We start from the raw sequence: 22,585 nt of genomic DNA on the forward strand, positions 1-22,585 counted from the left end.
CCCCCCCCCCCCCCCCCCTCCCCCCACCCCCCCCCCCCCCCCCCCCCCCCCCCCCTCCCCCCCCCGCCGCCCCCCCCCCCCCCCCCCCCCCCCCCCCCCCCCCCCCCCCTTCGGTGCGACGCACTTGACGGCGATCACACACGCTCTTCGGTTAATGTCACCGGATGCTCGATGCCCACCGCTCCGGCACCGCCACGACCTCTCCCCGGGTCGCCGCCACGGAGCTCGTCGTTCCCGTGCCGCCCCTGTCCCGCGTCGGGTTCACCGGGCGTTGCGGGCGGGCGCTGGCGCATCCCTATGCCCGGCTGTCGCTGCTGGTCGCCCTGCTCGCCGGTGCCGCCGCGTGCGTACTGGCCTTCGAGCCGCAGCGGCTGCTGACACACGGCTGGCCGCCGCAGCTCGGCGGGGCCGCGGCGGCCGTGGTGTTCGCCGTGGCGTACGGGCTGTGCACCGTGGCGTTCGTACCGCGCCCCTTGCTCAACCTGGGGGCGGGCGCGCTGTTCGGCTCCCAGATGGGGCTGTCGACGGCGCTGGCGGGCACGGTGCTCGGGGCGGGTGTGGCGTTCGGGCTGGGCCGGGTGCTCGGGCAGGACGCGCTGCGCCCGTTGCTGCGGGGCCGCTGGCTCGAGGCGGCCGACGGACAGCTGAGCGGGCACGGGTTCCGGACCATGCTGGCGGCCCGGCTCTTCCCGGGCGTGCCGTTCTGGGCGGCGAACTACTGCGCCGCCGTCTCCCGTATGCGCTGGTGGCCGTTTCTGCTGGCCACGGCCCTCGGGTCGGTCCCGAACACCGCCGCCTACGCGGTGGCCGGCGCCCGCGCCTCGGCGCCGACGTCCCCCGCCTTCCTGATCGCGATGGCCGCTATCGCCGTACCGGCGCTGGCGGGCTCGGTGATCGCCTGGCGCAAGCGGCACCATCTGCGCTCACGGTAGGCGTACGGCTCGGCAGCCGGCCTGCGGAACAAGGCGGCACTACCGCCGAACGGCTTCGAGCACCATCGCGTTGGCCAGGCCGCCCGCCTCGCACATGGTCTGCAGGCCGTAGCGAGCGCCGCGCTCCCGCATCGCGTGGACCAGGGTGGTGGTCAGCCGGGTGCCGCTGGCGCCGAGCGGGTGGCCGAGGGCGATGGCGCCGCCGTGCGCGTTGACCTTGGCCGGGTCGGCGCCGGTCTCCTGCTGCCAGGCCAGGACCACGCTGGAGAAGGCCTCGTTGACCTCGAAGAGGTCGATGTCGTCCAGCCGCAGTCCGGCCCTCTGGAGGACCTTCTCGGTGGCGGGGATGACCCCGGTGAGCATCAGCAGCGGGTCGGAGCCGGTGACGGCGAAGCTGTGCAGACGGGCGAGCGGGCGCAGGCCCAGGCGGGCCGCGGTGTCGCTGGAGGTGATCAGCACGGCGGAGGCGCCGTCGTTGACGGGGCTGGCGTTGCCCGCGGTGACGTTCCACTCGATCTGCGGGAAGCGTTCGGCGAAGCCGGCGTCGTAGTAGGCGGGCTTGAGGCCGGCGAGGATCTCCGGGGTGCTGCCGGGCCGCACGCACTCGTCGCGGGCGACGCCGTCCAGCGGCGCCACCTCGGCGTCGAAGAGACCCGCCTGCCACGCGGCGTCGGCCTTGTGGTGCGAGGAGACCGCGAACTCGTCCATCCTCGCGCGCGTGAGGGACCACTTGGCGGCGATCAGTTCGGCGCTTATGCCCTGCGGGACCAGTCCCTCCGGGTAGCGCTCGGCGACGCCCGGGCCGAAGGGGTCCTTGCCGGCGGGCACGTTGGACCACATCGGCACCCGGCTCATCGACTCCACGCCGCAGGCGACCACGAGGTCGTACGCACCCGCGATCACGCCCTGCGCGGCGAAGTGCACGGCTTGCTGGGAGGAGCCGCACTGACGGTCCACCGTGGTCGCCGGGACCGTCTCGGGAAAGCCGGCGGCGAGGACGGCGTACCGGGTGGTGTTCATGGCCTGCTCGCCGACCTGGTCGACGGTGCCGCCGATGACGTCGTCGATCAGCGCCGGGTCGACGCCGGAGCGCTCGACCAGGGTGCGCAGGGTGTGGGCGAGCAGCTGCACGGGGTGGACGTCGGCGAGGGAGCCGTTCGGCTTGCCCTTGCCGATCGGGGTGCGTACGGCTTCGACGATCACTGCGTCGCGCATGGCGGGGCCTCCTTGGCCGCCTGGCTGTCCGTGGCGGGCCACGGCAGCTACCAGTGAGTAGGAAATCCAAACCCACCATAACCGGAAGGGTTGGAAAATCAAACCCTCATCTAGACTGGCCGTCATGGCCGCCACGAAAGACCCGCGCCCCTGCTCCATCGCCGACGCCCTCGCGCTGGTCGGCGAGAAGTACTCCCTGCTCGTCCTGCGCGAGGTGTGCCTGGGCAACGGCCGCTTCGACCAGCTCGTGCGCAACATCGGCGCCCCGCGCGACATCCTGGCCGCCCGGCTGCGCCGGCTCGTGGACGCCGGGATCCTCACCAAACGCGTCTACAGCGAGCGCCCGCAGCGCTTCGAGTACCGGGCCACGCAGGCGGGACTGGAGCTGGAGCCGGTCCTGATGACGCTCAAGGAGTGGGGCGACCGCCATCTCCGCAAGGGCACCGACCTGCCCATGGCCGTCGAGCACATCTGCGGCAGCGAACTGGTCCCGGTCGTCACCTGCCGGGCCTGCGGCGACGAGGTCCGCCACGAGGACCTCACGGCCCGTCCACAGGCGCCGGGGTGGACGGTCACGGGCCCCACGGCGGCGTAGAAGCGCCCCGAAGGGGCGCACGGAACGCGGCGGCGGCCCGGTGGAAGACGGCCGGCGCCCGCGGGCCGGAGGCGGCCCGCAGGGCGCGGTAGCCCTCCAGGGCCAGGTCACGCCGAGCGCGAGCGATCCGCTCCCCCGTTCGTCTGGTACCGCGTGGCCCTCGGGATCCTCATCGTCGCCCTGCCCTCGGCGGACGTTCTGAGCCCGCACGCGGCGGAGTCGGCGAGCTGAGCGGCACGCCACCACTGTTTCGGACATCTCCCGGCCCGGGGACGTATGCGACCCGCCCCGCGTTCCCGCGCCCGTCCCCTCCCCCTGCGCAGCCGCCCCGGCCTGCACGTTCGGCGATCTACGGGCCTGCCCGGCAGGACCCTTCACCACCACCCCCGCCGTCTTCCGCGCGGCGGCCCGGCAAGGCATGTGCACGGTGGTCTGGAGCGACCGAGGACGCCCCAGCGGGGCGGCGGTGACCAACCCCATACCTTCCCCGTAGCCGGACGGTAGCGCAGTGTCAGTGCTTGGCCCTACGCTGTCCGCATGTCCCCCGATTCCCTCCCCTGTGGTTCCGCGCGCCCTGCCGCCGAGGTGAACGAGCAGATCCGGGCGCTGTGGCTGCGCGCGGGCGGCACCCTGTCGGCCCAGGAGCGCGCGGAGTACGAGCTGTTGGTGGTCGAGTGGGCCGAGGCGATCCGCGACGAGATCATCGAGGCGGCCTGACACGCCTGCCCGTCGGCACCGTCGACCGGTGCTCGACGCCGAAGCGCCCGTCGACGCCGTGTTCCGGTTGCTTGCCGACTCCGACGATCACGTACCTGCCATGGCGTCCGCACGGACGAGGCAGGCATCCCGCTCTGACACGAATGACCGAATGTCCCGGCACGCCTCTTGGCTCCGCGCCCGCCATGCCCAACACTGTGCCGATGACGCAGCGCGCGGAGCTCGCGACCGTGATGGACCGGCTGGCCGTCGACGAGCTGATCACCGCGTACGCGGTGGCGGTGGACGACGGCGACTGGACGGCGTATCGAGGGCTGTTCACGGCGGACGGGCGGGCCGACTACCGTTCGGCCGGCGGCGTCGAGGGCGACGCCGGGAAGGTCGCCGGATGGCTCGCCGAGAGCCTGGCACTGTTCGCCATGCGCCAGCACCTGATCGTCAACCGCCAGGTGCGGTTCGGCCTCCTGGAACACGACACGGGCGACACCGCCGCGGTCCGGGCCGACTACCTGAACCCGATGCGGTTCGCCGCGAACGGCAGCCCCACGGCCCCCGACCTGGTCTGCGGCGGCCGCTACGCCTTCGCGCTGCTCCGCACACGGGAGGGCTGGCGCCTGCGCGAGGTGGTCGTCGAGGAGAGGTGGCGGCGCCTGCAGGCCGAGGGCACGGAAACCCCGTAGGGGTGCGGGACCGTATGGATGCGCGGCTCCGCCGCGACGGGTGGCGACCGGCCACCACGGGTCCGCACACGCCCGACGACCGCCCGGCCCGGGCTCTGCAGCGCAACGCTTCACCACCCAGGAGGGGATCGCGCACACTGGAGTAGGCGCTGGGTAGGGAGGGTCACATGAGGACGATCAACCACTGGCTGACCTCCCCCTGGCGCCGCTCCTGCACCGCCGCCCTCGCGGGTGCCCTGCCCGTGCTCGCGTTCCCCGCGCCGTCCCTGTGGTGGTTCGCGTACGTCGCCCTGGTGCCGTGGATCCTGCTGGCCCGCTCGGCCCCGACCCGCCGACGGGCGGCATACGACGGCTGGAGCGGCGGTTTCGGCTATCTGGTGGCCGTGCACCACTGGCTGCTGCCGAGCCTGCACGTGTTCATCTTCCTGATCGCCGCCCTGCTCGGCGCGCTGTGGGCGCCCTGGGGCCTGCTGGTGCGCCGTTTCCTCGGCGGGCGGCCCGCGCCGGGCCGGTGCGCCGCCGGGCTGCTGGTGCTGCCGTCCGCCTGGCTGATGGTGGAGCTGGTGCGGTCGTGGCAGGGGCTCGGCGGGCCGTGGGGCATGCTCGGCGCCAGCCAGTGGCAGGTGCCGCCCGCGCTGCGGCTGGCCTCGGTCGGCGGGGTGTGGCTGCTCAGCTTCCTGATCGTGGCCGTGAACGTGGCGGCGGCCGTGCTCATATCGGTGCGGGAGGCCCGGGTGCCGGCCCTGGCCTCGCTGGTCGCCACGGCCGCCGCGGCCTCGGCGGCATGGGCGTGGGCGCCGCGCCCGCGGACCGACGGTCAGGTCCGGATCGCCGTCGTGCAGCCGGGGGTCGTGGACGGGCAGGACAGCGGCGACAAGCGTTTCGCCCGGGAGGAACAGCTGACCAGGCAGCTCGCCGGGCAGGGCGTCGACCTGGTCGTGTGGGGCGAGTCCAGCGTCGGCTTCGACCTGGACCACCGTCCCGACCTGGCCCGGCGGATCGCCGCGCTGTCGCGTCAGACCGGCGCCGATGTGCTGGTGAACGTGGACGCACGCCGCGCCGACCAGCCGGGCATCTACAAGAGTTCGGTGCTGGTCGGCCCCGACGGCCCGACCCGCGACCGGTACGACAAGATGCGGCTCGTGCCCTTCGGCGAGTACATACCCGCCCGCTCGCTCCTCGGCTGGGCCACCTCGGTCGGCAAGGCGGCCGGCGAGGACCGCCGGCGCGGCACCGAGCAGGTCGTGATGAACGTCGGGCACGGGCTGCGGATCGGCCCGCTGATCTGCTTCGAGACCGCGTTCCCCGACATGAGCCGGCGGCTGGCGCAAGACGGCGCCGATGTCCTGCTCGGCCAGTCCGCCACCTCCACCTTCCAGGGCAGCTGGGCGCCGGAGCAGCATGCCTCGCTGGCCGCGCTGCGGGCCGCCGAGACCGGCCGCCCGATGGTGCACGCGACCCTCACCGGTGTCTCGGCGGTGTACGGGCCGGGCGGGCAGCGCCTCGGACCGTGGCTCGGCACGGACGCGAGCGCCGCGCACGTGTACGGCGTACCGCTCGCGCACGGCGTCACGCCGTACGTCCGCTACGGCGACTGGCCGGTGCACGGCGCGCTGCTGGTGCTGGCCGCGCTGTGGGCGACCGAGGGCGTGCGGGCGCTCAGGCTGCGGCGAGGCCGCCCTGAACCGCTCGTACCACCCGCTCGCACAGCTCATGGGTCGCCAGCGCGTCCCGGGCGCTGAGCAGCTTGCCGGCGCGCACGGCGTCGAGGAAGGCGAGGACCGCCTGTTCGATGCCGCGCTGGCGGGCCACCGGGACCCAGTCACCGCGGCGGCGCACGGTCGGCTGGCCCTTGTGGTCGATGACCTCCGCGAGGTTGAGCACCTGCCGTTTGGTGTCCTGCCCGGAGACCTCCAGGATCTCCTCCGCGGAGCCGCTGAGCCGGTTCATCACACCGAGCGCGGTGAAGCCGTCGCCGCCGAGCTGGAGCACCACGTGGTGCAGCAAGCCGTCCCGGACGCGGGCGCGCACGGTGACGTCGTCCACCGGGCCGGGCACCAGGAAGCGCAGGGTGTCGACGACGTGGATGAAGTCGTCCAGGATCATCGAGCGCGGTTCCTCGGGCAGTCCGATCCGGTTCTTCTGCAGCAGGATCAGCTCGCGCGGGTGCTCCAGGCACTGCGCGTACCCGGGCGCGTACCGGCGGTTGAAGCCGACCGAGAGGGAGACCCCGCGCTGTTCGGCGAGTGCCACCAGCCGCTCGGAGTCGGCCAGTTCGTAGGCGAGCGGCTTGTCCACGTACGTCGGTACGCCCGCCTGGAGCAGCCGGGTGACGATCTCGGGGTGGACGGCGGTCGGCGCGTGTACGAAGGCCGCGTCGAGGCCGGCGGCGAGCAGGGAGTCGAGCGTGGTGTGCCGCCGGTCGGCCGGCAGGTGGAGGGTGTCCGCGATCCGGTCCAGCGTGGCGGGTGTCCGCGTCTGCAGGTGCAGTTCGATCCCGGGCTGGGTGCCCAGCACCGGCAGATACGCCTTCCGCGCGATGTCCCCGAGTCCGATGCAGCCGACCCTCACGTGCTCTCCCCTACCGCTTGATTGCGTCTCCGGCAGCATACGGGGGCCGCCAGTCGGCGATGCCGTCGAAGCCGCGCAGGAAGAGCGCGGGACCGGTCTTCGACAGGGCCGCGATCGCGGTGTTGCGTACGGCGATGGCGGCCGGGTTGCGGAGCATGTTCAGGCGGGCGACCTTGACGGCCCGGCGGGCGACGGCGTGGGTGCGCGGGAGGCGGGCGGCGGTGTAGGCGGCCAGGTCACCTGAGTGGTGGCCGAGCACCACGGCGTCCTCGATGTGGTTGCCGCCCTGGCCGAGGGTCGGCGGCATGGCGTGGGCGGCGTCGCCGAGCAGGGCGGTCCGGCCGGAGTGGTAGGCGGGCAGGGGCGTGGCGAGGTGGTGTACGTCGTGCCGGAGCACGTCCTCGGAGCGGGTGGCGGCGAGGACGGCGGGGATGGGCTCGTGCCAGTCGCCGAACCGGCGCAGCAGTTCCGCCTTCTCGTCGTCCGGCGCCCGCCCGCCGGCCGGGGTCATGGCCGCCGCGTAGGCGTAGATCCGGCCGTCCTTGACCGGGTGGGTGCCCCAGATGCGGCCCCGGCCCCAGGTCTCGTGCGAGGCGAACTCGACGCCGGGTACCGGGATCAGCACCCGCCAGGTGGTGAACCCGGCGTACACCGGGCCGGGATGCGCCGGGAACAGGGCGCCGCGCACACGGGAGTTGATACCGTCCGCGCCGACCACCAGCTCGGCCTCGAGTTCGTGGTCGCCCGTGGTGACCCGGGCGGGCCGTCGGCCGTCGCCGGGGTCGGTGAGGACCGCGGCGGTCCCGGTGCGGACGGCATCGGGCGGGAGCAGGGCGGCGAGGCGGTCGACCAGGGTGGCGCGGGGCAACAGCACCAGGGGCCCGCCGAAGCGGGCGGCGGCCGCCTCGGCGCGGGATCGGGACAGCCAGCGCCCGCCCGGGGTGCGCAGGCCGCCGTCCCCCTGCCAGGCGGCGAGGTCGCGGATCTCCTCGCCGATGCCGAGCACGTCCAGGGCCCGCAGGGCGTTCGGGGCGAGGGAGATGGCCGCACCGACGGGCTCCAGGGAGGGTGCCCGCTCCAGCACGGTCACGCCCCAGCCCCGGGCGTGCAGGGCCGCCGCCGCGGCCAGGCCTCCGATGCCGCCGCCGATGACGAGCGCGCGGGCCGACTGTGCCATGGCTCCTCCTGCTTCCACGAACTACACCTGTAGTACACATGACCCTACTACAGCCGTAGTGACCCCGGTAGGGTCACCTCATGCCCGTACACAGCCCCGGCGCCTCCCGCGCCGACCTCGTCGCCGACGCCGCGCTCACCCTGCTCGCCGACCGCGGGATGCGCGGGCTGACGCACCGCGCCGTCGACGAGGCGGCCGGCCTGCCGCTGGGCTCGACCTCGAACGTGGCGCGCACCCGGCAGGCACTGCTGGAACTGGCGGTACGACGACACGCCGAGCGTGAGGCACGGGTGCTGGACGTGGCGGAGATGCCGGATCCGAGCGGCGGGGTCGACGCGCTGGCCGACGGGCTGGCCCTCGCCGTGCACCGCTCCCTGACCCAGGGGCGCGAGCTGCTGATCGCCCGCTACGAACTCGCCCTGGAGGCCACCCGGCGCCCCGAACTGCGCGCCTTCTACGACCGGACGGGTGCCGTCTTCAAGGAACAGCTGGCCGCGCTGCTCACCGCCGTGGGCTCGCCCGACCCGGCCCGGCATGTGCTGTCCGTGGTCGCCTGGGCGGACGGCCTGATGTTCTCGTGCGTGGCGGGTTCGTTCAGCGCACGGATACCGGGCCTGGAGGAGATCCGCAGAGGCCTGCGGGAGCTGCTCACGGGCCTGCTGGGCCGGTGAGAACTTGGTGGTGCGCATGATCTTCGGTGAGGATACGGACATGACGACCAAACGCCGAGAACCCGCCCTGAACGCCGGTGAACGCGAGATGCTGGAGGGCTGGCTGGACTACCACCGCCGGACACTGGCCCGGAAGTGCGAGGGGCTGAGCGACGAGCAGTTGCGGACCGCGTCCGTGCCGCCCTCCGTGCTGTCCCTCATGGGCCTGGTGCGGCATATGGCGGAGGTGGAACGGGGCTGGTTCCGCAAGGTGCTGGTGGGCGACGACCCCGGACCGATCTACTACACCGACGAGGGCCGGGACGGCGAGTTCCGTCTCACCGAGGCGGACACCTGGCAGGAGGCGTACACGACCTGGCAGAACGAGATCGAGATCGCCCGACGGAACGCGGCCGGCTTCGAGCTCGACGATCTGTCCAAGGGAAACAGCGAGTTCAGTGACGAGCCGTTCAACCTGCGCTGGATCTACACGCACATGATCGAGGAGTACGCCCGGCACAACGGCCACGCCGATCTGGTCCGTGAGCGGATCGACGGCGCCACCGGCCTCTGAACGTCACCCCGAGTACGCCGGAATCCTCCGCACGGGGCACGAGATCACCCGTGCGGGGGCATCGACATCGGCTCCCTGCTGCCAAGCCGGGGGCCGACCCAGCAGAGTTGCGCGGGTGCATCGAACGACGACCACCGCAGTGCTCCTGGCCACCGTGGCCGTCTCGGCCCTCTCCGGCTGTGTGACGGTACAGCGCCCGGCGACACCCGCGCCGCCCCGCGACACGGCGCCCTCACTGCCGACGGCGCCCCGTCCGGACGGCAGCGCGGAACCCCGCGCGGTGCAGGCACCGGCCCGCGAGGCACTGGAGATGACCGGCCCGTCCCACCATCCGAGGCCTCCGGCACCGACCGCCCCGCGGCACGTGACCGAGGCCCCACCGGTCGCACCCCGGCCACGGGCAGCCGCGCCGGCGCACCGGCACCCCCGCGCGGAGCAGCACCCGCGGCGAACGCACACCCACATCCCGGACCTGTCGACCCCGGTCCCGAAGGCACCGGACGTGTGCGCCCTGGGCAAGACGTACGGCGGCTGGCGCGCGGACAGCCCGGAGGCGGTGATCTGCGAGCGGACGTACCGTCACTGACATGCGCCGGCCGGTGGGGCGCCCGGAAGGCGGCACCGTCAGCCGAAGGCGCGGCACGGTCCAAGAGCCATCAGAAACGCCCGTGGTCGCCGAGCCGCAGCTCCAGCCGGCCGATGGCCGCCCGCACCCCGTCGCCGTAGCCGTCGTCGGCCAACGTGCCCGCGGCCTCACGGGCCCGGTGCAGATGGCTGCGGGCGGCCTCGGCGCGGCCCAGCTTGACGTAGTCGGCGGCCAGGTTGAGATGCAGGGAGGGGAAGAAACCCCGGGCACCCGCCGGGTCGCCGCCGGTGCCGGAGTGCAGCTCCTCCGCCGCCGACAACGCCCTGAGATCCCAGGCGAGTTCGTCCTCCGGGTCGTCCTGGGTATCGGCCAGATAGTGGGCGAGGGTGCAGCGGTGCAGCGGGGCGCCGGCCTCTCCGATCTCCGCCCACAGGTCCAGGAAGCGGCTGCGGGCCTCCTCCCGGTCGCCGCCGTGGTGGAGCATCACGACCTGGCCGATCCGCGTCAGGATGGGATCCAGTGCCGCTTGCTCCTGCCGCTCCGTCACCGCGTCCTCCGGGCCGTCGTCGGTTGTCCGCTCCGACGCTAACCGGCTCCGCGGGTTTTGCGGGTCAGGCGGCGCCGTTGCGCTTCGGCCGGTGGCCGACTGCCGGTGCCTTGCGGCTGGTCACGCCCACGCGGCGGAGCCGCATGTCAAACGCGGCCCCGCCCTCGTGCGGCCCTCACGCCAGGTTGGGGATGCGCCAGTCGATCGGCTCGTGCCCCTGCAGGGCGATCGCCTCGTTGATCTGGGTGAACGGGCGGGAGCCGAAGAACTTCTTCGCGGACAGCGGCGAGGGGTGCGCGCCCTTGACCACCACGTGCCGGGTCTCGTCGATCAGCGGCAGCTTCTTCTGCGCGTAGTTGCCCCACAGGACGAAGACCGCCGGGTCGGGCCGGGAGGCCACCGCGCGGATCACCGCGTCGGTGAACTTCTCCCAGCCCTTGCCCTTGTGCGAGTTCGCCTCGCCGCCCCGGACCGTGAGGACCGCGTTGAGCAGCAGCACGCCCTGCCGGGCCCACGGCATCAGATAGCCGTTGTCCGGGACCGGCAGGCCCAGCTCTTCCTTCATCTCCTTGTAGATGTTCCGGAGCGAGGGCGGGGTCTTCACCCCGGGGCGGACCGAGAAGCACAGGCCGTGGCCCTGGCCCTCGCCGTGATACGGGTCCTGGCCGAGGACGAGAACCTTGACCTGCTCGTACGGCGTCGCGTCCAGCGCGGCGAAGACCTCCTCGCGCGGCGGATGGACGGGGCCCTTCGCCCGCTCCTCCTCGACGAACTCCGTCAGCTCCTTGAAGTAGGGCTGCTGCAGTTCGTCGCCCAGAACCCCGCGCCAGGACTCGGGCAGCATGGCGATGTCGGTCACGTCAACGTCCTCACGATGTCGATCAATTACGGCGTGCGGTCACTTCCCGTTCTCAGAACCTACAGGCGACCACTGACAATCGGCGCCGCGAGGGCCGTTCGCCCCGCTCACCAGCTGGTCTTGCGGTGCAGCGTCCACATCGTCATGATCGTCGACGGGTCGAGGGCCTGCTCGCCACCGGCGATGTCGTCGCTCGCGGCGATGAACTGCCTCCCCTGCCACAGCGGGATCAGGCGGGCGTCGTTCACCAAGATCTGCTGGGCCTGCTCCACGTCCTTGACCGTCTGGGCGCGGTCGCTCTCCGCACGCGAGTGGGGCAGCAGCCGGCCGGTGATCTCCTTGGACGGGTAGGGCGTACCGAGCGCGTTGTGCTCACCGACGAACGGGGCGATGAAGTTGTCCGCGTCGGGGAAGTCCGGGAACCAGCCGCGGCCGAACACCGGGTAGTCGCCCTTCTGGTAGCCGACCACATAGGTCTTCCAGGGGCGGCTCTTGAGCGTGATGGTGAACAGCCCGGAATCCTCCAGCTGCCGCTTCAGCTCCTGGAACATCAGTGCCGTCTCGGAGCCGTAGCGGTCGGTGGTGTACCAGAGGGTGAGCGGGACGCGCTGGTGGATGCCCGCGTCGGAGAGGAGCTTGCGGGCCTTGGGGACGCTCGGGTCGCCGTAGTCGTCGAAGAAGCCGGTGGTGTGTCCGGTCAGGCCCTTGGGGACCATCGAGTACAGCGGGTCGACCGTGTCCTTGTAGACCTTGTGCGCGATGGCGCCCCGGTCGACGATCTGGGCGACGGCCTTGCGTACGGCGGGCTCCTTGGCCCAGGGGTCCTTGGGGTTGAACACCAGGTAGCTGATGTCGGTGCCGGCACCGTCGACCAGCTGGAGGGCGGTGTCGTCGTGCTGCTGGAGGGCGAGGATGTCGTCGGCGGCGAGACCGCGGTAGGTGACGTCGATCTGCTTGGCGCGCAGCGCCTTGACCATGCCGGCCGAGTCCTGGAAGTAGCGGATCGTCACCGCGTCGTTCTGCCGCTTGGCGAAGCCCTGGTAGTTCTCGTTGCGCACCAGGACGGCCTGCTGGTCGTCCTCGTACGACTGGAGCTTGTACGGCCCCGAGCCGTACACCTGGTCGTCCTTGCGCAGGGAGCGCGCGGGGTAGTCGTCCGGGTCGACGATCGACATGGCGGGGGTGGCCAGCACGAAGGGGAAGGTGGCGTCGGGCTGGTTGAGGTGGAAGACGACGTCGCGGTCGCCGAGCGCCTGCACCCGGTCCAGGCTGCCGAGCAGTCCGGCGGGGCCGCCGGGGGCGTTGATCGTGCGGATGCGGTCGATGGAGTGCTTGACGGCCTGGGCGTTCAGCGGGTCGCCGTCGGCGAACTTCATGCCCGCGCGCAGCGTACAGCGGTAGGTCCGGCTGGTGGAGTCGGTGAAGGAGCAGCGCTGGGCGGCGTCGGGCTGGGGGGTGGTGGCACCGTTGGGGTAGGCGAGGAGTGTCTGGAAGATGTTCCGGTACAGCTCCCAGGAGCCGTCCCAGGCACCGGCCGGGTCCAGCGTGCTGGGGGCGCTGGTGGTGCCCACGACGATCGGCCCCTTGCCGTCGCCGTCACCGCTGGACAGCAGACCGCAGCCGGCCACCAGGGATATGGACGCGATCGCCGCGACTCTCCGCAGGAATCGGTTCCGGTTGAACACGCGCACGCTCCTCGATCTGCCATACCAAGGGTCGGCAGACGATACCGCAGCGTCCGGTCCTCTGAACCTCCCCAAAAACGGCACTTCTTGATCGACTTGGCGATGACGACGTTGTCATTCCGCTGTGCGGACTCCCCGGGGTGTCCCGGGCGCCGATCCGTCCGAAAATCGACGCCCGGGAGGTGCCTCACACTCCGGCGTTCAGGAAGATGCCGCCGTCCACGACGAGCGTCTGACCGGTGATCCAGTCGGACTGCCCGGAGGTGAGGAACGCGGCGGCGCCGCCGATGTCGGAGGGCACGCCGAGCCGGCCGAGCGGGTAGGCGGAGGCCGCCTCCTCCTCGCGGTTCTCGTACAGGGCCTGGGCGAACTTGGTCTTGACCACGGCCGGGGCGATGGCGTTGACCCGCACCTTCGGCGCGAACTCGTGCGCCAGCTGCTGGGTCAGGTTGATCATCGCGGCCTTGCTGACACCGTAGGCACCGATGAACGGCGAGGGCGCGAGGCCGGCGACCGAGGCGATGTTGACGATCGCGCCGCCGTTGTCCTTCTGCCAGGCGTGCCAGGTCTTCTGGGCGAAGCCGAGCGCGGAGATCACGTTGGTCTCGAAGACCTTACGGGCGACGTCCAGGTCGAGGTCGGCGATCGGGCCGAAGACCGGGTTGGTGCCCGCGTTGTTCACCAGGAAGTCGACGCGGCCGAAGGCCTCCATGGTGCGCTCGACGGCCTCGGCCTGGTGGTCGAGGTCGTGGGCCTTGCCGGCGACGGCGATGACCCGGTCCGAGCCCAGCTTCTCGACGGCCTCCTTCAGGGCGTCCTCGCCCCGGCCGGTGATGCACACGCGGTCGCCGCGGGCGACGAGGGCCTCGGCGACGCCGTAGCCGATGCCGCGGCTGGCGCCCGTGACGAGGGCGACCTTGCCCGACAGCTCGGGCAGTTCAGCGGAAGTCATGTACCCGTATCCCTTAGTTGAGCGGTCCGCCGGCGACGTACAGCACCTGGCCGGAGACGAAGCCGGCCGCCTCGCCGGTGAAGAAGGCGATGGCGTTGGCGATGTCCTCGGGCTCGCCGACGCGCTGCACCGGGATCTGGGTGGCGGCGGCCTTCTTGAAGTCGTCGAAGTCCATGTTGACGCGGTCGGCGGTGGCCTTGGTCATCTCGGTGGCGATGAAGCCGGGGGCGACGGCGTTGGCGGTGATGCCGAACTTGCCCAGCTCGATGGCGAGGGTCTTGGTGAAGCCCTGCAGGCCCGCCTTGGCGGCGGAGTAGTTGACCTGGCCGCGGTTGCCGAGCGCCGAGGAGGAGGAGAGGTTGACGACCCGGCCGAAGCCCGCGTCGACCATGTGCTTCTGGACGGCCTTGGTCATCAGGAAGGAGCCGCGCAGGTGGACGTTCATGACGGTGTCCCAGTCGGAGACGCTCATCTTGAACAGCAGGTTGTCGCGCAGCACGCCCGCGTTGTTGACGAGGATCGTCGGGGCGCCCAGCTCCTCGACGATCCGGGCGACGGCCGCCTCGACCTGCGCCTCGTCGGAGACGTCCGCGCCGACCGCGATCGCCTTGCCGCCGGCCGCGGTGATCTTCTCGACGGTGTCCTTGCAGGCGGCCTCGTCGAGATCGATCACGGCGACGGCGCGGCCCTCTTCGGCCAGCCGTACGGCGGTGGCGGCGCCGATTCCGCGCGCCGCGCCGGTGACTACCGCGACCCGCTGTTCAGTGGTGGACATGCTGCTTCTCCTCGCCCTTGAGAGAACCTGTCAGGTCCTTCGGGGGACCTCGTGGTGCGGTGAGCGACCGCTTAGTACCTTCAGCACAGGTGACGCTAGAAGCCCTGGCACCCGGTGTCAACGGCCGACCCGGCCGTTGTGATCCATTACCTCACCAGGAGGTCCAGCAAGCGCTCGGTCTCGGCGGCCGGGTCGGTGGTGAGCCCGGTGTGCACGGGGCCGGGCTGGACGACGGTGGAGCGGGGCGCGATCAGCCAGCGGAAGCGCCGCCCGGCATCGTCCCGGGCCGCCTGCCCCGCCGCCTCGCCGCCCGCGCAGTGCCGCTCGACCGCGTCGAGCGCGACCCGGATCCCGGCCACGTCGGCCCGCGGGTCCAGGGCGAGCAGCCGGGCCTCGTCCAGGTGGGTACGGGCGCCGACGTAGGCCTTCGCGCGGCTGTAGACGATCACGCCTGCGTTGACGCACTCGCCGCGCTCCACGCGCGGTACGACCCGCAGCAGCGCGTACTCGAACACGTCTCGGTCGCCGCCCTGGCCCGCCCGGGTGATGTGGCGCTCGGTGACATGGCCGGCCATGTGGATGTGCCGCTCGCTCACTTGTCCTCCTCGATGCCGGTGATGCACTCGGCGATGACGGCCGCCCTCGCGAGCAGGGGCCGCGCGTAGGCCCGGCGCAGGTCGTCCGGGGTGTCGAAGCCGGGCTCGTCGGTGAGCCAGGCGTCCGGGATCTCGGCGGTGACCTCGGCGAGCAGGTCCTCGGTGACCCGGGGGGCCAGCTCCGCCGCGGCGGCGGTGACGTCCGGGGCGAAGGGGGCGAGGGCGTGGTCGGAGGCGTCGTAGGGGCGGGCCGCGGAGGCCTCGGCGGAGGGCCAGTTGTGGTGCCAGATCATCGTGGCGCCGTGGTCGATGAGCCACAGCTCGCCGCCGTGGACGAGGAGGTTGGGGTTGCGCCAGGAGCGGTCCACGTTGTTGATCAGCGCGTCGAACCAGACTATCCGGCCGGCCTCCTCGTGGCTCACCGGGAAGGCGAGCGGGTCGTAGCCGAGTGCGCCGGAGAGGAAGTCCATGCCGAGGTTGGTGCCGCCGCTGGACCTGAGCAGGTCCTGCACCTGCTGCTCGGGCTCGCCGAGTCCGAGGACCGGGTCCAGCTGGAGGGTGACCAGCCGGGGCATCCGGAATCCGAGGCGGCGGGCGAGCTCGCCGCACACCACCTCGGCGACGAGGGTCTTGCGGCCCTGTCCGGCGCCGGTGAACTTCATGACGTAGGTCCCGAAGTCGTCGGCCTCGACGAGCCCCGGCAGCGAGCCCCCCTCACGCAGGGGCGTGATGTAGCGGGTCGCGGTGACTTCCTTGAGCATCGCCCCAGGTTACTGGGATCGCCGCAGGTTGCCGGGTGGGCCGACAGCAGATCCACAGCTGTGGCTTACCGCCGCCTCATGCCCGGACGGCAAGGATCTCGGTGCCCGTCTGAACGGGTGGCGCCCGAGCGCCGTACCCCTGGACGGATCAAGAGAAGCTCCGCGGAAGGGAACGCCACATGACCAGCGCATCGCCCCAGCCGGCCACCGGACCCGCCCGCCGTACCGTCGTTGCGGCGGCCGGAGCGGCGGGGCTCGCCGCCGCGCTGACCGCCTGCGGTTCGGGCGACAACGCGTCGGACACGGCCGACACCGGGTCCGGATCGTCCGGCGCGACAGGCACGACCGGCTCCGCCGGGACCACGGGCGGCACCGGCTCCACAGGAGCCTCGCAGAACAGCGGTGGCTCTGCCGGCGGCACCGCGCTCGCCAAGACCTCCGACATCCCGGAGGGCGGCGGCAAGATCTTCAAGGACCACGGTGTCGTGGTCACACAGCCGGCGGCAGGCCAGTACAAGGCGTTCTCGTCCAAGTGCACCCACCAGGGGTGTGCCGTGGGCAGCGTGGCGAACGGCGTGATCGTGTGCCCGTGCCACAACAGTCACTTCTCCGCCGAGGACGGCAGCGTGAAGAAGGGGCCCGCGACCCAGCCGCTGCCCACGGCGAAGATCACCGTCTCCGGCGACGAGATCAAGCTGGCCTGAGCCTGCTCAGGCCCGCCCGCGCGGCCGTTTGAGACAACCGAGCACCTCGTCGGTGGTCGGGACCGTGGCGACCAGCGCGAGGGTGTGCCGGATCATCGCGGGCGTGTAGTCGGCGGGCACCCCCGCGATGGCGTCGGCCGGGACGACGACGGTGTAGCCGAGGTTGACCGCGTCGAACACCGCGTTGGGTATCGCCACGTTGGCGGAGACACCGCTGACGATCAGGGTGCGGCAGCCGAGGTTGCGCAGCAGGGCGTCGACGTCGGTGCCGTGGATCGGGGACAGGCCGTGCAGCCGGCGTACCACGAGGTCCTCCTCGGCGACCTCGATGGGCGGCGCCACGCGCACCGCCGTACTGCCGCTCAACTGCTGCACGGGAAGCCGTTCGGCGGCCCGGAACAGACGGGCGTTGCGGCTCGCGCCCCGGCCGTCCGGGCGGCGCTCGGCGACGGCGTGGACGACCTGGACACCGGTCTCGTGGGCGGCGGCGACCAGCCGGGCCACGTTGTGCAGAGCACCGGAGGAGCGGGCCTCGCGGGCGAGTTCGGGCAGCGCGCTGTCCGGTCCGACGACTCCCTGCTGGCACTCCACGGTGAGCAGGACGGTGTGCACGGGGTCGAGGAGTTGGCTGAGCTGCTCGCGCGACGGCATGGCACGCCCCTTTTGAAGACGACCCTTCTCTTTTCTGACGTGATGTCAGAGGATCTCCGGGACACGATAGTTCTCTGGCACGACGTGGGAGAAGAGGGGGGCCAATGACCGTCACTCAGCAGCGCCGGGGCCGGAAGATCATGATGACACCCGGCGAGCTGGACTCGTTCCTCACCAGTCAGCGCACCTGCCGGGTCGCGACCGTCTCGGCGGACGGCACTCCGCATGTCAGCGCGCTCTGGTTCGCCTGGGACGGCACCTCGCTGTGGCTGTACTCGGTGGTGCGCAGCCGGCGCTGGGCACAGCTGCGCCGCGATCCGCGGGTGGCCGTCGTGATCGACTCCGGCGAGGAGTACGACCAGCTGCGCGGGGTCGAGCTGTCCGGCCGGGTGGAGTTCGTGGGCGAGGTGCCGCGCACCGGGGAGCTGTGCGCCGAACTCGACACGGCCGAGACGCTGTTCGCACGGAAGAACTTCGGCCTGGACGAGATGCCGCACGACGGCCGGCACGCCTGGGCCCGGCTGACCCCGGAGGAGATCGTCTCCTGGGACTTCCGGAAGCTGGGCGGGGCGTAGGGCTCAGCCCAGTCTCCGCGCGGCGGTGCGCAGGGCCCCGACCGCGGCCCGGATCGACGGGCGGCGGTCGGCGTCCGCCCGCCAGACCACGTACACGTGCCGGCGCACCCGCTGCCTGAGCGGCACCAGGACCACGCCGTCCGGGACCGGGTGCCGGCCCAGCAGCGGCGCGATGCACACACCCAACCCGGAAGCAACCAGGGCGAGTTGGGTGTGGGTCTCGCCGGCGCGGTGGCCGACGATCGGCTCGATCCCCTTGGACCGCAGCGTGAACATCAGCCACTCGTGGCAGAACTCGCCCTCGCCCCAGGTGATCCACTCGTCGTCGGCGAACTCGGTGAGGTCCACCTCGTCCCGGTCGGCGAGCCGGTGCCCGAGAGGCATGGCGACATCGGCCGGGTCGTCCAGCAGGGCCGCCTTGACCAGACCGTCGGGCACGGGCATCGGCTTGTTGTACCAGTCCAGGACCACCGCGAGATCCAGGTCGCCGCGGACGACGCAGGCGACACCCTGCTCCGGCTCCAGCTCGCTGGAGCGCACGCGCAGACCGGGATGCCCGGCCCGCAGCGCGCCGAGCGCGGCCGGGAAGAGTCCGCGGGCGGCGGTCGGGAACGCCGACAGCCGCAGTTCGCCGACGACCTGCCCGCGGTGCGCCTCCAGGTCGGACTCGGCCAGTTCGACCTGCGACAGGATGCGCGCCGCGTGCTCCGACAGCAGCCGGCCGGCGTCCGTGAGCCGCACGCCCCGGCCGTTCTTGGCGAGGAGCTGCTGCCCGATCTCGCGCTCCAGCTTGCCCAGCTGCTGGGAGACGGCGGACGTCGTGACGTGCAGCGCGTCCGCCGCCGCGCTGACCGAGCCGTGCCGGGCGAGGGCGTCGAGGGTGCGCAGGCGCTCCAGGTTCAACATGTAAGTGATTCTAAGATGTTCCTCGTGGAAAATCTCGATTGTGCTACGAGATTGCTTGCACCATCGTTGAGGTCATGAGCACGATCACCACAACCCGCACCCAGTCCCCCGCCCCCGCCCGTCCCCGCGCCCGCCTCGACTGGCGGCTGCGCTTCGGCGCACTGTCCCTGATCTGGGGCTTCAGCTTTCTGTTGATCAAGGTGGGCACCGAGGGATACGCGCCTTTCCAGGTCACTCTCGGGCGTCTCGTGTTCGGTACGGCGGTACTGGCGGCGGCGATGGCGGCCAAGCGGGAGCGGCTGCCGCGCGGGGCCCGGCTGTGGGGCCACATGGCGGTCGCCGCGTTCTTCCTGAACGCCCTGCCGTTCTCCCTCTTCGCCTACTCGGAGCTGACGATCCCGTCCACGCTGGCCGGTATCTGCAACGCGACGTCGCCCCTGTGGGGGATGGCCCTGTCGCTGGTCGCGCTCTCCGAGGACCGGCCGACCCGGGTCCGCGTGGCCGGACTCGGACTGGGGTTCCTGGGCGTTCTGACGGTGCTGGGTGTGTGGCAGGGCTTCCACGGGCTGGACGCCACGGGTACGGCCATGGCTCTGCTGGCGTCGCTGAGCTATCCGGTGGGCTGGATCTACGTCCGGCGGACGCTGGCGGGGACGGGTAACTCCCATCTGTCGATGACGGGGGCGCAGCTGTTGTTGGCGACGCTTCAACTGGCCGTTGTCACGCCGGCGTTCGCCGGCTTCCCCACGCATGTCTCCCTGGTGCCGTTGCTGGCGGTCGCCGCGCTGGGGGCGCTGGGCACGGGGCTGGCGGTGCTGATCCAGTACGGATTGGTCGCGGAGGTCGGTCCGACGACCGCGCAGATGGTCACGTACTTCATTCCGGTCGTCGCCACGGGTGCGGGCGTTGCGATCCTCGGGGAGTCGCTGCGGTGGACCACGCCGGTGGGGGCGGTGATCGTTCTTGCGGGGGCCGCGCTTACTCAGGTGCGGGCCAAGAAGGGCGCCTGACCACGGCCGACACGATGACGTCGATCCGTTCACGGCTTCACAGGGGCGGAGAATCGCCCTCGGGGAGGCGCGAGATCCGGTAGCTGTCGCCGTAGATCGATTCGTAGGTGATCTCAACAGCGAGCCGGTGTCTGACCAAGTGCCAGAGATCCTCGTGTCGCTGGGGGTCGTAATGCTCGACGTGGAGCAGGAAGCGTGAGGTACCTGCTGGTATCGCCCAGGGGCGTCGCGTCATGCCCATACCCGCGGGACGCTCCCGGACGGCGTTGCGGATGGTCTCCAGCGCCTCTCCGCCCCAGCTTCCCAGGTGGACGCCGTCGAGCCATACGTTCGAGCGGGTGACGAATGCGGGCCCCAGACCATGATTGGCCAGGCTGATGCCGGTCTGCCCGCCCAGCCGCCGTTGCGTCCAGATCTCCAGGACAGGGGCAACGGAGTGACGGTTGTGCTGCCGGGCGACACGGCCCTGCTGGATCGACACACCGAACGAGGCGGTGGCGATGACAGTCGCGCATATGGCGGTCACAGTGTCGGCGTCCATGCGGCAACCCCTCCCCCCACAGAGACTGCCGGCGGCTGTGCACGGTTCCCACCGGGTTGGCGGGACCAGTCCCACCGCGACGCCCACCCCTAGCCGTAGACCCGTGCCGGAGAGGGACGTACCGCTGCTGCCACCGCATCCGCCAGGGGGCCGATGTCCTTCTCCGTGAGCGTCGAGATCGTGATCCGGATCGCCGGGCCGCTGTTCAGGCGGAACCGGGCGCCCGGGGCGACCCCCCAGCCCCGCTGGACGAGACGGGCCACCGCGCCCGTCTCGTCGGGGACCGGAACCCACACGTTCATACCACTCCGCCCATGAGAGGCAACCCCACGCTCTGCCAGTGCCTCGACGAGCGCGTCCCGCCGGGCCCCGTACGCCTTCGCCACCGCCGTCCGGTCCACTGCGCCCTGGGTCCAGAGCCGGACGACGGTCCGCTGCAGCAGCAGGCTCACCCAGCCGGGCCCCAGGCGTTGACGGCCGCGCACGCGGTCGATGGTGACCGGGTCGCCGGCGAGGACGGCCACGCGCAAATCGGGGCCGTAGGCCTTGGAGGCGGAGCGGACGACGGCCCAGTGGCGGGTGGTGCCCGCGAGGGGATGCAGCGGAAGGCTCACGATGCCGTGGCCGTGGTCGTCCTCGATCAGCAGGGTCTGCGGGTGCTCGCGCAGGATCGCGCGCAGGGCACGCGCGCGTGCGGCGGTCACCGAGGCGCCGGTCGGGTTCTGCGCGCGGTCGGTGACGATCAGGGCGCGGGCCCCTGCGTTCAGGGCGTGACGCAGGTCGTCGGGGCGCGGTCCGTCGTCGTCCATACCCACGGGGACCGTGCGCAGCCCCAGGGCGGGGACCAGGTCGAGGACGCTGCCCCAGCCGGGGTCCTCGACGGCGACCGCGTCGCCCGGTTTGAGGTGGGCGGCGAGGACGCGCTCGATGGCGTCGAGGGAGCCGGAGGCCACGGTCAGCGGGCCGTCGGGGACGCCGTCGGCGTCGAGTTCGGCGCGGGCGATGCGGACGAGGTCCGGGTCGACCGGATCGTCGCCGTAGAGGACGGGCTGCCGGTCGCCCGCCTCGGCCGCCGCGGTCAGGGCCGGGGCGAGGCGGGGCAGCAGGGCCGGGTCGGGGTTGCCGGCGGCCAGGTCACGGCCTCCGGCGGGGACCTCCACGCGCAGTTCCTCGCGGCCCGTGGTGGCCGGCTTGGGCCGGATGCGGCTGCCCCGACGGCCGGACGTCTCGATCACTCCGCGTTCACGCAGGGTGCGGTAGGCCGCCGCGACGGTGTTCGGGTTCACTCCTAGCCGGGTCGCCAACTCCCGCAGGGGAGGAAGGGGTTGACCCGGACGCAGCTCACCGGCGCCGACCGCGCGCTCGACGCTGGCCGCGATCTCTGCCGCACCGCGCCCTTCGATGGGATACTCTCCTAGCACAAAGAACATTATGCACTAGTGCAATACGGATCGCCAGTGCTCGCCATTGCTCGTCTTGGAGGGACCGTCATGCCGGGGACGACCGAGGAAACCCAGGCCGCCGCCTACACCCCGACCGACCGCACCGTGCCCACCCGCTCCGCGGACCGGGCGTCGTACGACAGGGAACTGGTGCACGCGATACTCGACGAGGGATACGTGTGCCACCTGGGCTTCGTCCGCGACGGGGCACCGGTGGTGCTGCCGACGCTGTACGGACGGGTCGGCGAGCGGCTCTATGTGCACGGGTCCACCGGTTCCCGCCCGCTGCGGATGACCGGCGAGGCCGACCCGGGTCTGCCGGTGTGCCTGACCGTCACCCACGTGGACGGGCTGGTGCTGGCCCGCTCCGCCTTCCACCACTCCATCAACTACCGCTCCGTGGTGGTGCACGGCGTCGCGCGCCAGGTCACCGACCCCGAGGAGCGGCGGGTGGCCCTGGACGCGCTGGTGGACCACGTCGTGCCGGGCCGCGCCGCCGACTCCCGGCCCGCGAACAAGAAGGAGCTGGCCGCCACCGCGGTGATCCGCCTGGACCTGGACGAGGTCTCGGCCAAGGTTCGCACCGGCGGCGCGAACGACGAGCCGGAGGACCTCGCGCTGCCGCACTGGGCCGGCGTCGTCCCGCTCCGCAAGGGCTACGACGCACCGGTGCCCAACGCCGACCTGGCGGCCGGCGTCGAGCTGCCGGACTATCTGACGGCGCGGTAGACCCCGGGCAGGCCTTACGCCGGGGCCGACTCCCGGCCACCGCCCCCGGGGGGGGGGGGGGGCGTGGGGGGGGGGGGGGAGGGGGAGGGGGGGGGGGGGGGGGGGGGGGGGGGGGGGGAGGGGGGGGTGGGGGGGGGGGGAGAGGGAGAGAAGGG

General features: G+C 72.2%; 26 protein-coding genes and 1 pseudogene. 13 read left to right on the plus strand and 14 right to left on the minus strand.

Annotated features, from left to right (window positions below; genetic code table 11):
• The first annotated feature begins 164 nt into the window (after positions 1–164).
• The gene (locus ACZ7GZ_RS18810) at positions 165–932 is read left to right on the plus strand and encodes a TVP38/TMEM64 family protein (RefSeq protein ID WP_471025326.1); all 768 of its coding nucleotides are present in this window, start codon (positions 165–167) and stop codon (positions 930–932) included.
• Between the two features lie 39 nt (positions 933–971).
• Here ACZ7GZ_RS18810 and ACZ7GZ_RS18815 read toward each other — a convergent pair whose 3' ends face one another.
• Positions 972–2,147 (minus strand): thiolase family protein, encoded by a 1,176-nt coding sequence (locus ACZ7GZ_RS18815; RefSeq protein WP_471025327.1) that lies wholly within the window; start codon positions 2,145–2,147, stop codon positions 972–974.
• A 124-nt stretch (positions 2,148–2,271) separates the two neighbouring features.
• On the opposite strand from ACZ7GZ_RS18815, the gene ACZ7GZ_RS18820 reads away from it, so the two are divergent.
• From ACZ7GZ_RS18820 to lnt, 5 genes and pseudogenes are all read left to right on the plus strand, one after another.
• Positions 2,272–2,742 (plus strand): winged helix-turn-helix transcriptional regulator, encoded by a 471-nt coding sequence (locus ACZ7GZ_RS18820; RefSeq protein WP_471025329.1) that lies wholly within the window; start codon positions 2,272–2,274, stop codon positions 2,740–2,742.
• Between the two features lie 123 nt (positions 2,743–2,865).
• Positions 2,866–2,973, plus strand: a pseudogene (locus ACZ7GZ_RS18825) (undecaprenyl-diphosphatase); the annotation flags it as partial.
• Positions 2,974–3,279: 306 nt separating this feature from the next.
• Entirely contained in the window at positions 3,280–3,459 is a 180-nt protein-coding gene (locus ACZ7GZ_RS18830) for a hypothetical protein (RefSeq protein WP_471025331.1), read from the plus strand.
• A 203-nt stretch (positions 3,460–3,662) separates the two neighbouring features.
• A complete protein-coding gene (locus ACZ7GZ_RS18835) occupies positions 3,663–4,139 on the plus strand; it encodes a nuclear transport factor 2 family protein (RefSeq protein WP_471025334.1) in 477 nt (158 codons plus the stop codon).
• 167 nt (positions 4,140–4,306) lie between these two features.
• Positions 4,307–5,881, plus strand: a complete 1,575-nt coding sequence (lnt, locus tag ACZ7GZ_RS18840; RefSeq protein ID WP_471025337.1) for an apolipoprotein N-acyltransferase — start codon at positions 4,307–4,309, stop codon at positions 5,879–5,881.
• Here lnt and ACZ7GZ_RS18845 read toward each other — a convergent pair.
• Entirely contained in the window at positions 5,799–6,710 is a 912-nt protein-coding gene (locus ACZ7GZ_RS18845) for a Gfo/Idh/MocA family protein (protein ID WP_471025339.1), read from the minus strand. The genes lnt and ACZ7GZ_RS18845 overlap by 83 nt on opposite strands.
• 10 nt (positions 6,711–6,720) lie before the next feature.
• Positions 6,721–7,887: an FAD-dependent monooxygenase gene (locus ACZ7GZ_RS18850; protein ID WP_471025341.1), complete on the minus strand. Its 1,167-nt coding sequence runs from the start codon at positions 7,885–7,887 to the stop codon at positions 6,721–6,723.
• A gap of 80 nt (positions 7,888–7,967) precedes the next feature.
• On the opposite strand from ACZ7GZ_RS18850, the gene ACZ7GZ_RS18855 reads away from it, so the two are divergent.
• From ACZ7GZ_RS18855 to ACZ7GZ_RS18865, 3 genes are all read left to right on the plus strand, one after another.
• Positions 7,968–8,558 carry a TetR/AcrR family transcriptional regulator gene (locus tag ACZ7GZ_RS18855; protein ID WP_471025343.1) on the plus strand — a complete coding sequence of 197 codons (591 nt, stop codon included), beginning with the start codon at positions 7,968–7,970 and terminating at the stop codon, positions 8,556–8,558.
• Positions 8,559–8,598: 40 nt separating this feature from the next.
• Positions 8,599–9,111, plus strand: coding sequence for a DinB family protein (locus ACZ7GZ_RS18860; RefSeq protein WP_471025345.1), 513 nt, complete (start codon positions 8,599–8,601; stop codon positions 9,109–9,111).
• Between the two features lie 115 nt (positions 9,112–9,226).
• Positions 9,227–9,697, plus strand: coding sequence for a hypothetical protein (locus tag ACZ7GZ_RS18865; RefSeq protein ID WP_471025347.1), 471 nt, complete (start codon positions 9,227–9,229; stop codon positions 9,695–9,697).
• 70 nt (positions 9,698–9,767) lie between these two features.
• Here the strand turns inward: ACZ7GZ_RS18865 and ACZ7GZ_RS18870 are convergent, their stop codons facing one another.
• From ACZ7GZ_RS18870 to ACZ7GZ_RS18900, 7 genes are all read right to left on the minus strand, one after another.
• Positions 9,768–10,244, minus strand: coding sequence for a hypothetical protein (locus tag ACZ7GZ_RS18870; RefSeq protein ID WP_471025350.1), 477 nt, complete (start codon positions 10,242–10,244; stop codon positions 9,768–9,770).
• A gap of 175 nt (positions 10,245–10,419) precedes the next feature.
• Positions 10,420–11,103 (minus strand): uracil-DNA glycosylase, encoded by a 684-nt coding sequence (locus ACZ7GZ_RS18875; protein ID WP_471025352.1) that lies wholly within the window; start codon positions 11,101–11,103, stop codon positions 10,420–10,422.
• A gap of 107 nt (positions 11,104–11,210) precedes the next feature.
• Positions 11,211–12,788 (minus strand): ABC transporter substrate-binding protein, encoded by a 1,578-nt coding sequence (locus tag ACZ7GZ_RS18880; protein ID WP_471025353.1) that lies wholly within the window; start codon positions 12,786–12,788, stop codon positions 11,211–11,213.
• Positions 12,789–12,975: 187 nt separating this feature from the next.
• Positions 12,976–13,740: an SDR family oxidoreductase gene (locus ACZ7GZ_RS18885; RefSeq protein WP_471025356.1), complete on the minus strand. Its 765-nt coding sequence runs from the start codon at positions 13,738–13,740 to the stop codon at positions 12,976–12,978.
• Positions 13,741–13,753: 13 nt separating this feature from the next.
• Positions 13,754–14,515 carry a 3-oxoacyl-ACP reductase FabG gene (fabG, locus tag ACZ7GZ_RS18890; protein WP_471025358.1) on the minus strand — a complete coding sequence of 254 codons (762 nt, stop codon included), beginning with the start codon at positions 14,513–14,515 and terminating at the stop codon, positions 13,754–13,756.
• Between the two features lie 146 nt (positions 14,516–14,661).
• The gene (locus ACZ7GZ_RS18895) at positions 14,662–15,111 is read right to left on the minus strand and encodes a DUF3037 domain-containing protein (protein WP_471025359.1); all 450 of its coding nucleotides are present in this window, start codon (positions 15,109–15,111) and stop codon (positions 14,662–14,664) included.
• Positions 15,108–15,872, minus strand: a complete 765-nt coding sequence (locus ACZ7GZ_RS18900; protein WP_471025361.1) for a HipA family kinase — start codon at positions 15,870–15,872, stop codon at positions 15,108–15,110. The genes ACZ7GZ_RS18895 and ACZ7GZ_RS18900 overlap by 4 nt, the downstream gene beginning before the upstream one ends.
• A gap of 179 nt (positions 15,873–16,051) precedes the next feature.
• On the opposite strand from ACZ7GZ_RS18900, the gene ACZ7GZ_RS18905 reads away from it, so the two are divergent.
• Positions 16,052–16,576 carry a Rieske (2Fe-2S) protein gene (locus ACZ7GZ_RS18905; RefSeq protein WP_471025363.1) on the plus strand — a complete coding sequence of 175 codons (525 nt, stop codon included), beginning with the start codon at positions 16,052–16,054 and terminating at the stop codon, positions 16,574–16,576.
• Positions 16,577–16,582: 6 nt separating this feature from the next.
• On the opposite strand, the gene ACZ7GZ_RS18910 is transcribed toward ACZ7GZ_RS18905, so the two are convergent.
• Positions 16,583–17,227 (minus strand): cysteine hydrolase family protein, encoded by a 645-nt coding sequence (locus ACZ7GZ_RS18910; protein ID WP_471025364.1) that lies wholly within the window; start codon positions 17,225–17,227, stop codon positions 16,583–16,585.
• Positions 17,228–17,331: 104 nt separating this feature from the next.
• On the opposite strand from ACZ7GZ_RS18910, the gene ACZ7GZ_RS18915 reads away from it, so the two are divergent.
• The gene (locus tag ACZ7GZ_RS18915; protein WP_471025367.1) at positions 17,332–17,802 is read left to right on the plus strand and encodes a pyridoxamine 5'-phosphate oxidase family protein; all 471 of its coding nucleotides are present in this window, start codon (positions 17,332–17,334) and stop codon (positions 17,800–17,802) included.
• 3 nt (positions 17,803–17,805) lie between these two features.
• Here the strand turns inward: ACZ7GZ_RS18915 and ACZ7GZ_RS18920 are convergent, their stop codons facing one another.
• Positions 17,806–18,708 carry a LysR family transcriptional regulator gene (locus ACZ7GZ_RS18920; protein WP_471025369.1) on the minus strand — a complete coding sequence of 301 codons (903 nt, stop codon included), beginning with the start codon at positions 18,706–18,708 and terminating at the stop codon, positions 17,806–17,808.
• Between the two features lie 74 nt (positions 18,709–18,782).
• Here ACZ7GZ_RS18920 and ACZ7GZ_RS18925 point away from each other — a divergent pair, with 74 nt between their 5' ends.
• A complete protein-coding gene (locus ACZ7GZ_RS18925; RefSeq protein WP_471025371.1) occupies positions 18,783–19,718 on the plus strand; it encodes a DMT family transporter in 936 nt (311 codons plus the stop codon).
• A 37-nt stretch (positions 19,719–19,755) separates the two neighbouring features.
• Here the strand turns inward: ACZ7GZ_RS18925 and ACZ7GZ_RS18930 are convergent, their stop codons facing one another.
• Both ACZ7GZ_RS18930 and ACZ7GZ_RS18935 read right to left on the minus strand, forming a co-directional pair.
• Positions 19,756–20,259 (minus strand): hypothetical protein, encoded by a 504-nt coding sequence (locus ACZ7GZ_RS18930; protein ID WP_471025374.1) that lies wholly within the window; start codon positions 20,257–20,259, stop codon positions 19,756–19,758.
• Positions 20,260–20,348: 89 nt separating this feature from the next.
• Positions 20,349–21,680 carry an aminotransferase class I/II-fold pyridoxal phosphate-dependent enzyme gene (locus ACZ7GZ_RS18935; RefSeq protein ID WP_471025376.1) on the minus strand — a complete coding sequence of 444 codons (1,332 nt, stop codon included), beginning with the start codon at positions 21,678–21,680 and terminating at the stop codon, positions 20,349–20,351.
• A 69-nt stretch (positions 21,681–21,749) separates the two neighbouring features.
• Here ACZ7GZ_RS18935 and ACZ7GZ_RS18940 point away from each other — a divergent pair, with 69 nt between their 5' ends.
• Positions 21,750–22,430: a pyridoxamine 5'-phosphate oxidase family protein gene (locus ACZ7GZ_RS18940; RefSeq protein ID WP_471025377.1), complete on the plus strand. Its 681-nt coding sequence runs from the start codon at positions 21,750–21,752 to the stop codon at positions 22,428–22,430.
• The last annotated feature ends 155 nt before the right edge of the window (positions 22,431–22,585 follow it).

Source organism: Streptomyces sp. NPDC037288, from assembly GCF_055603265.1.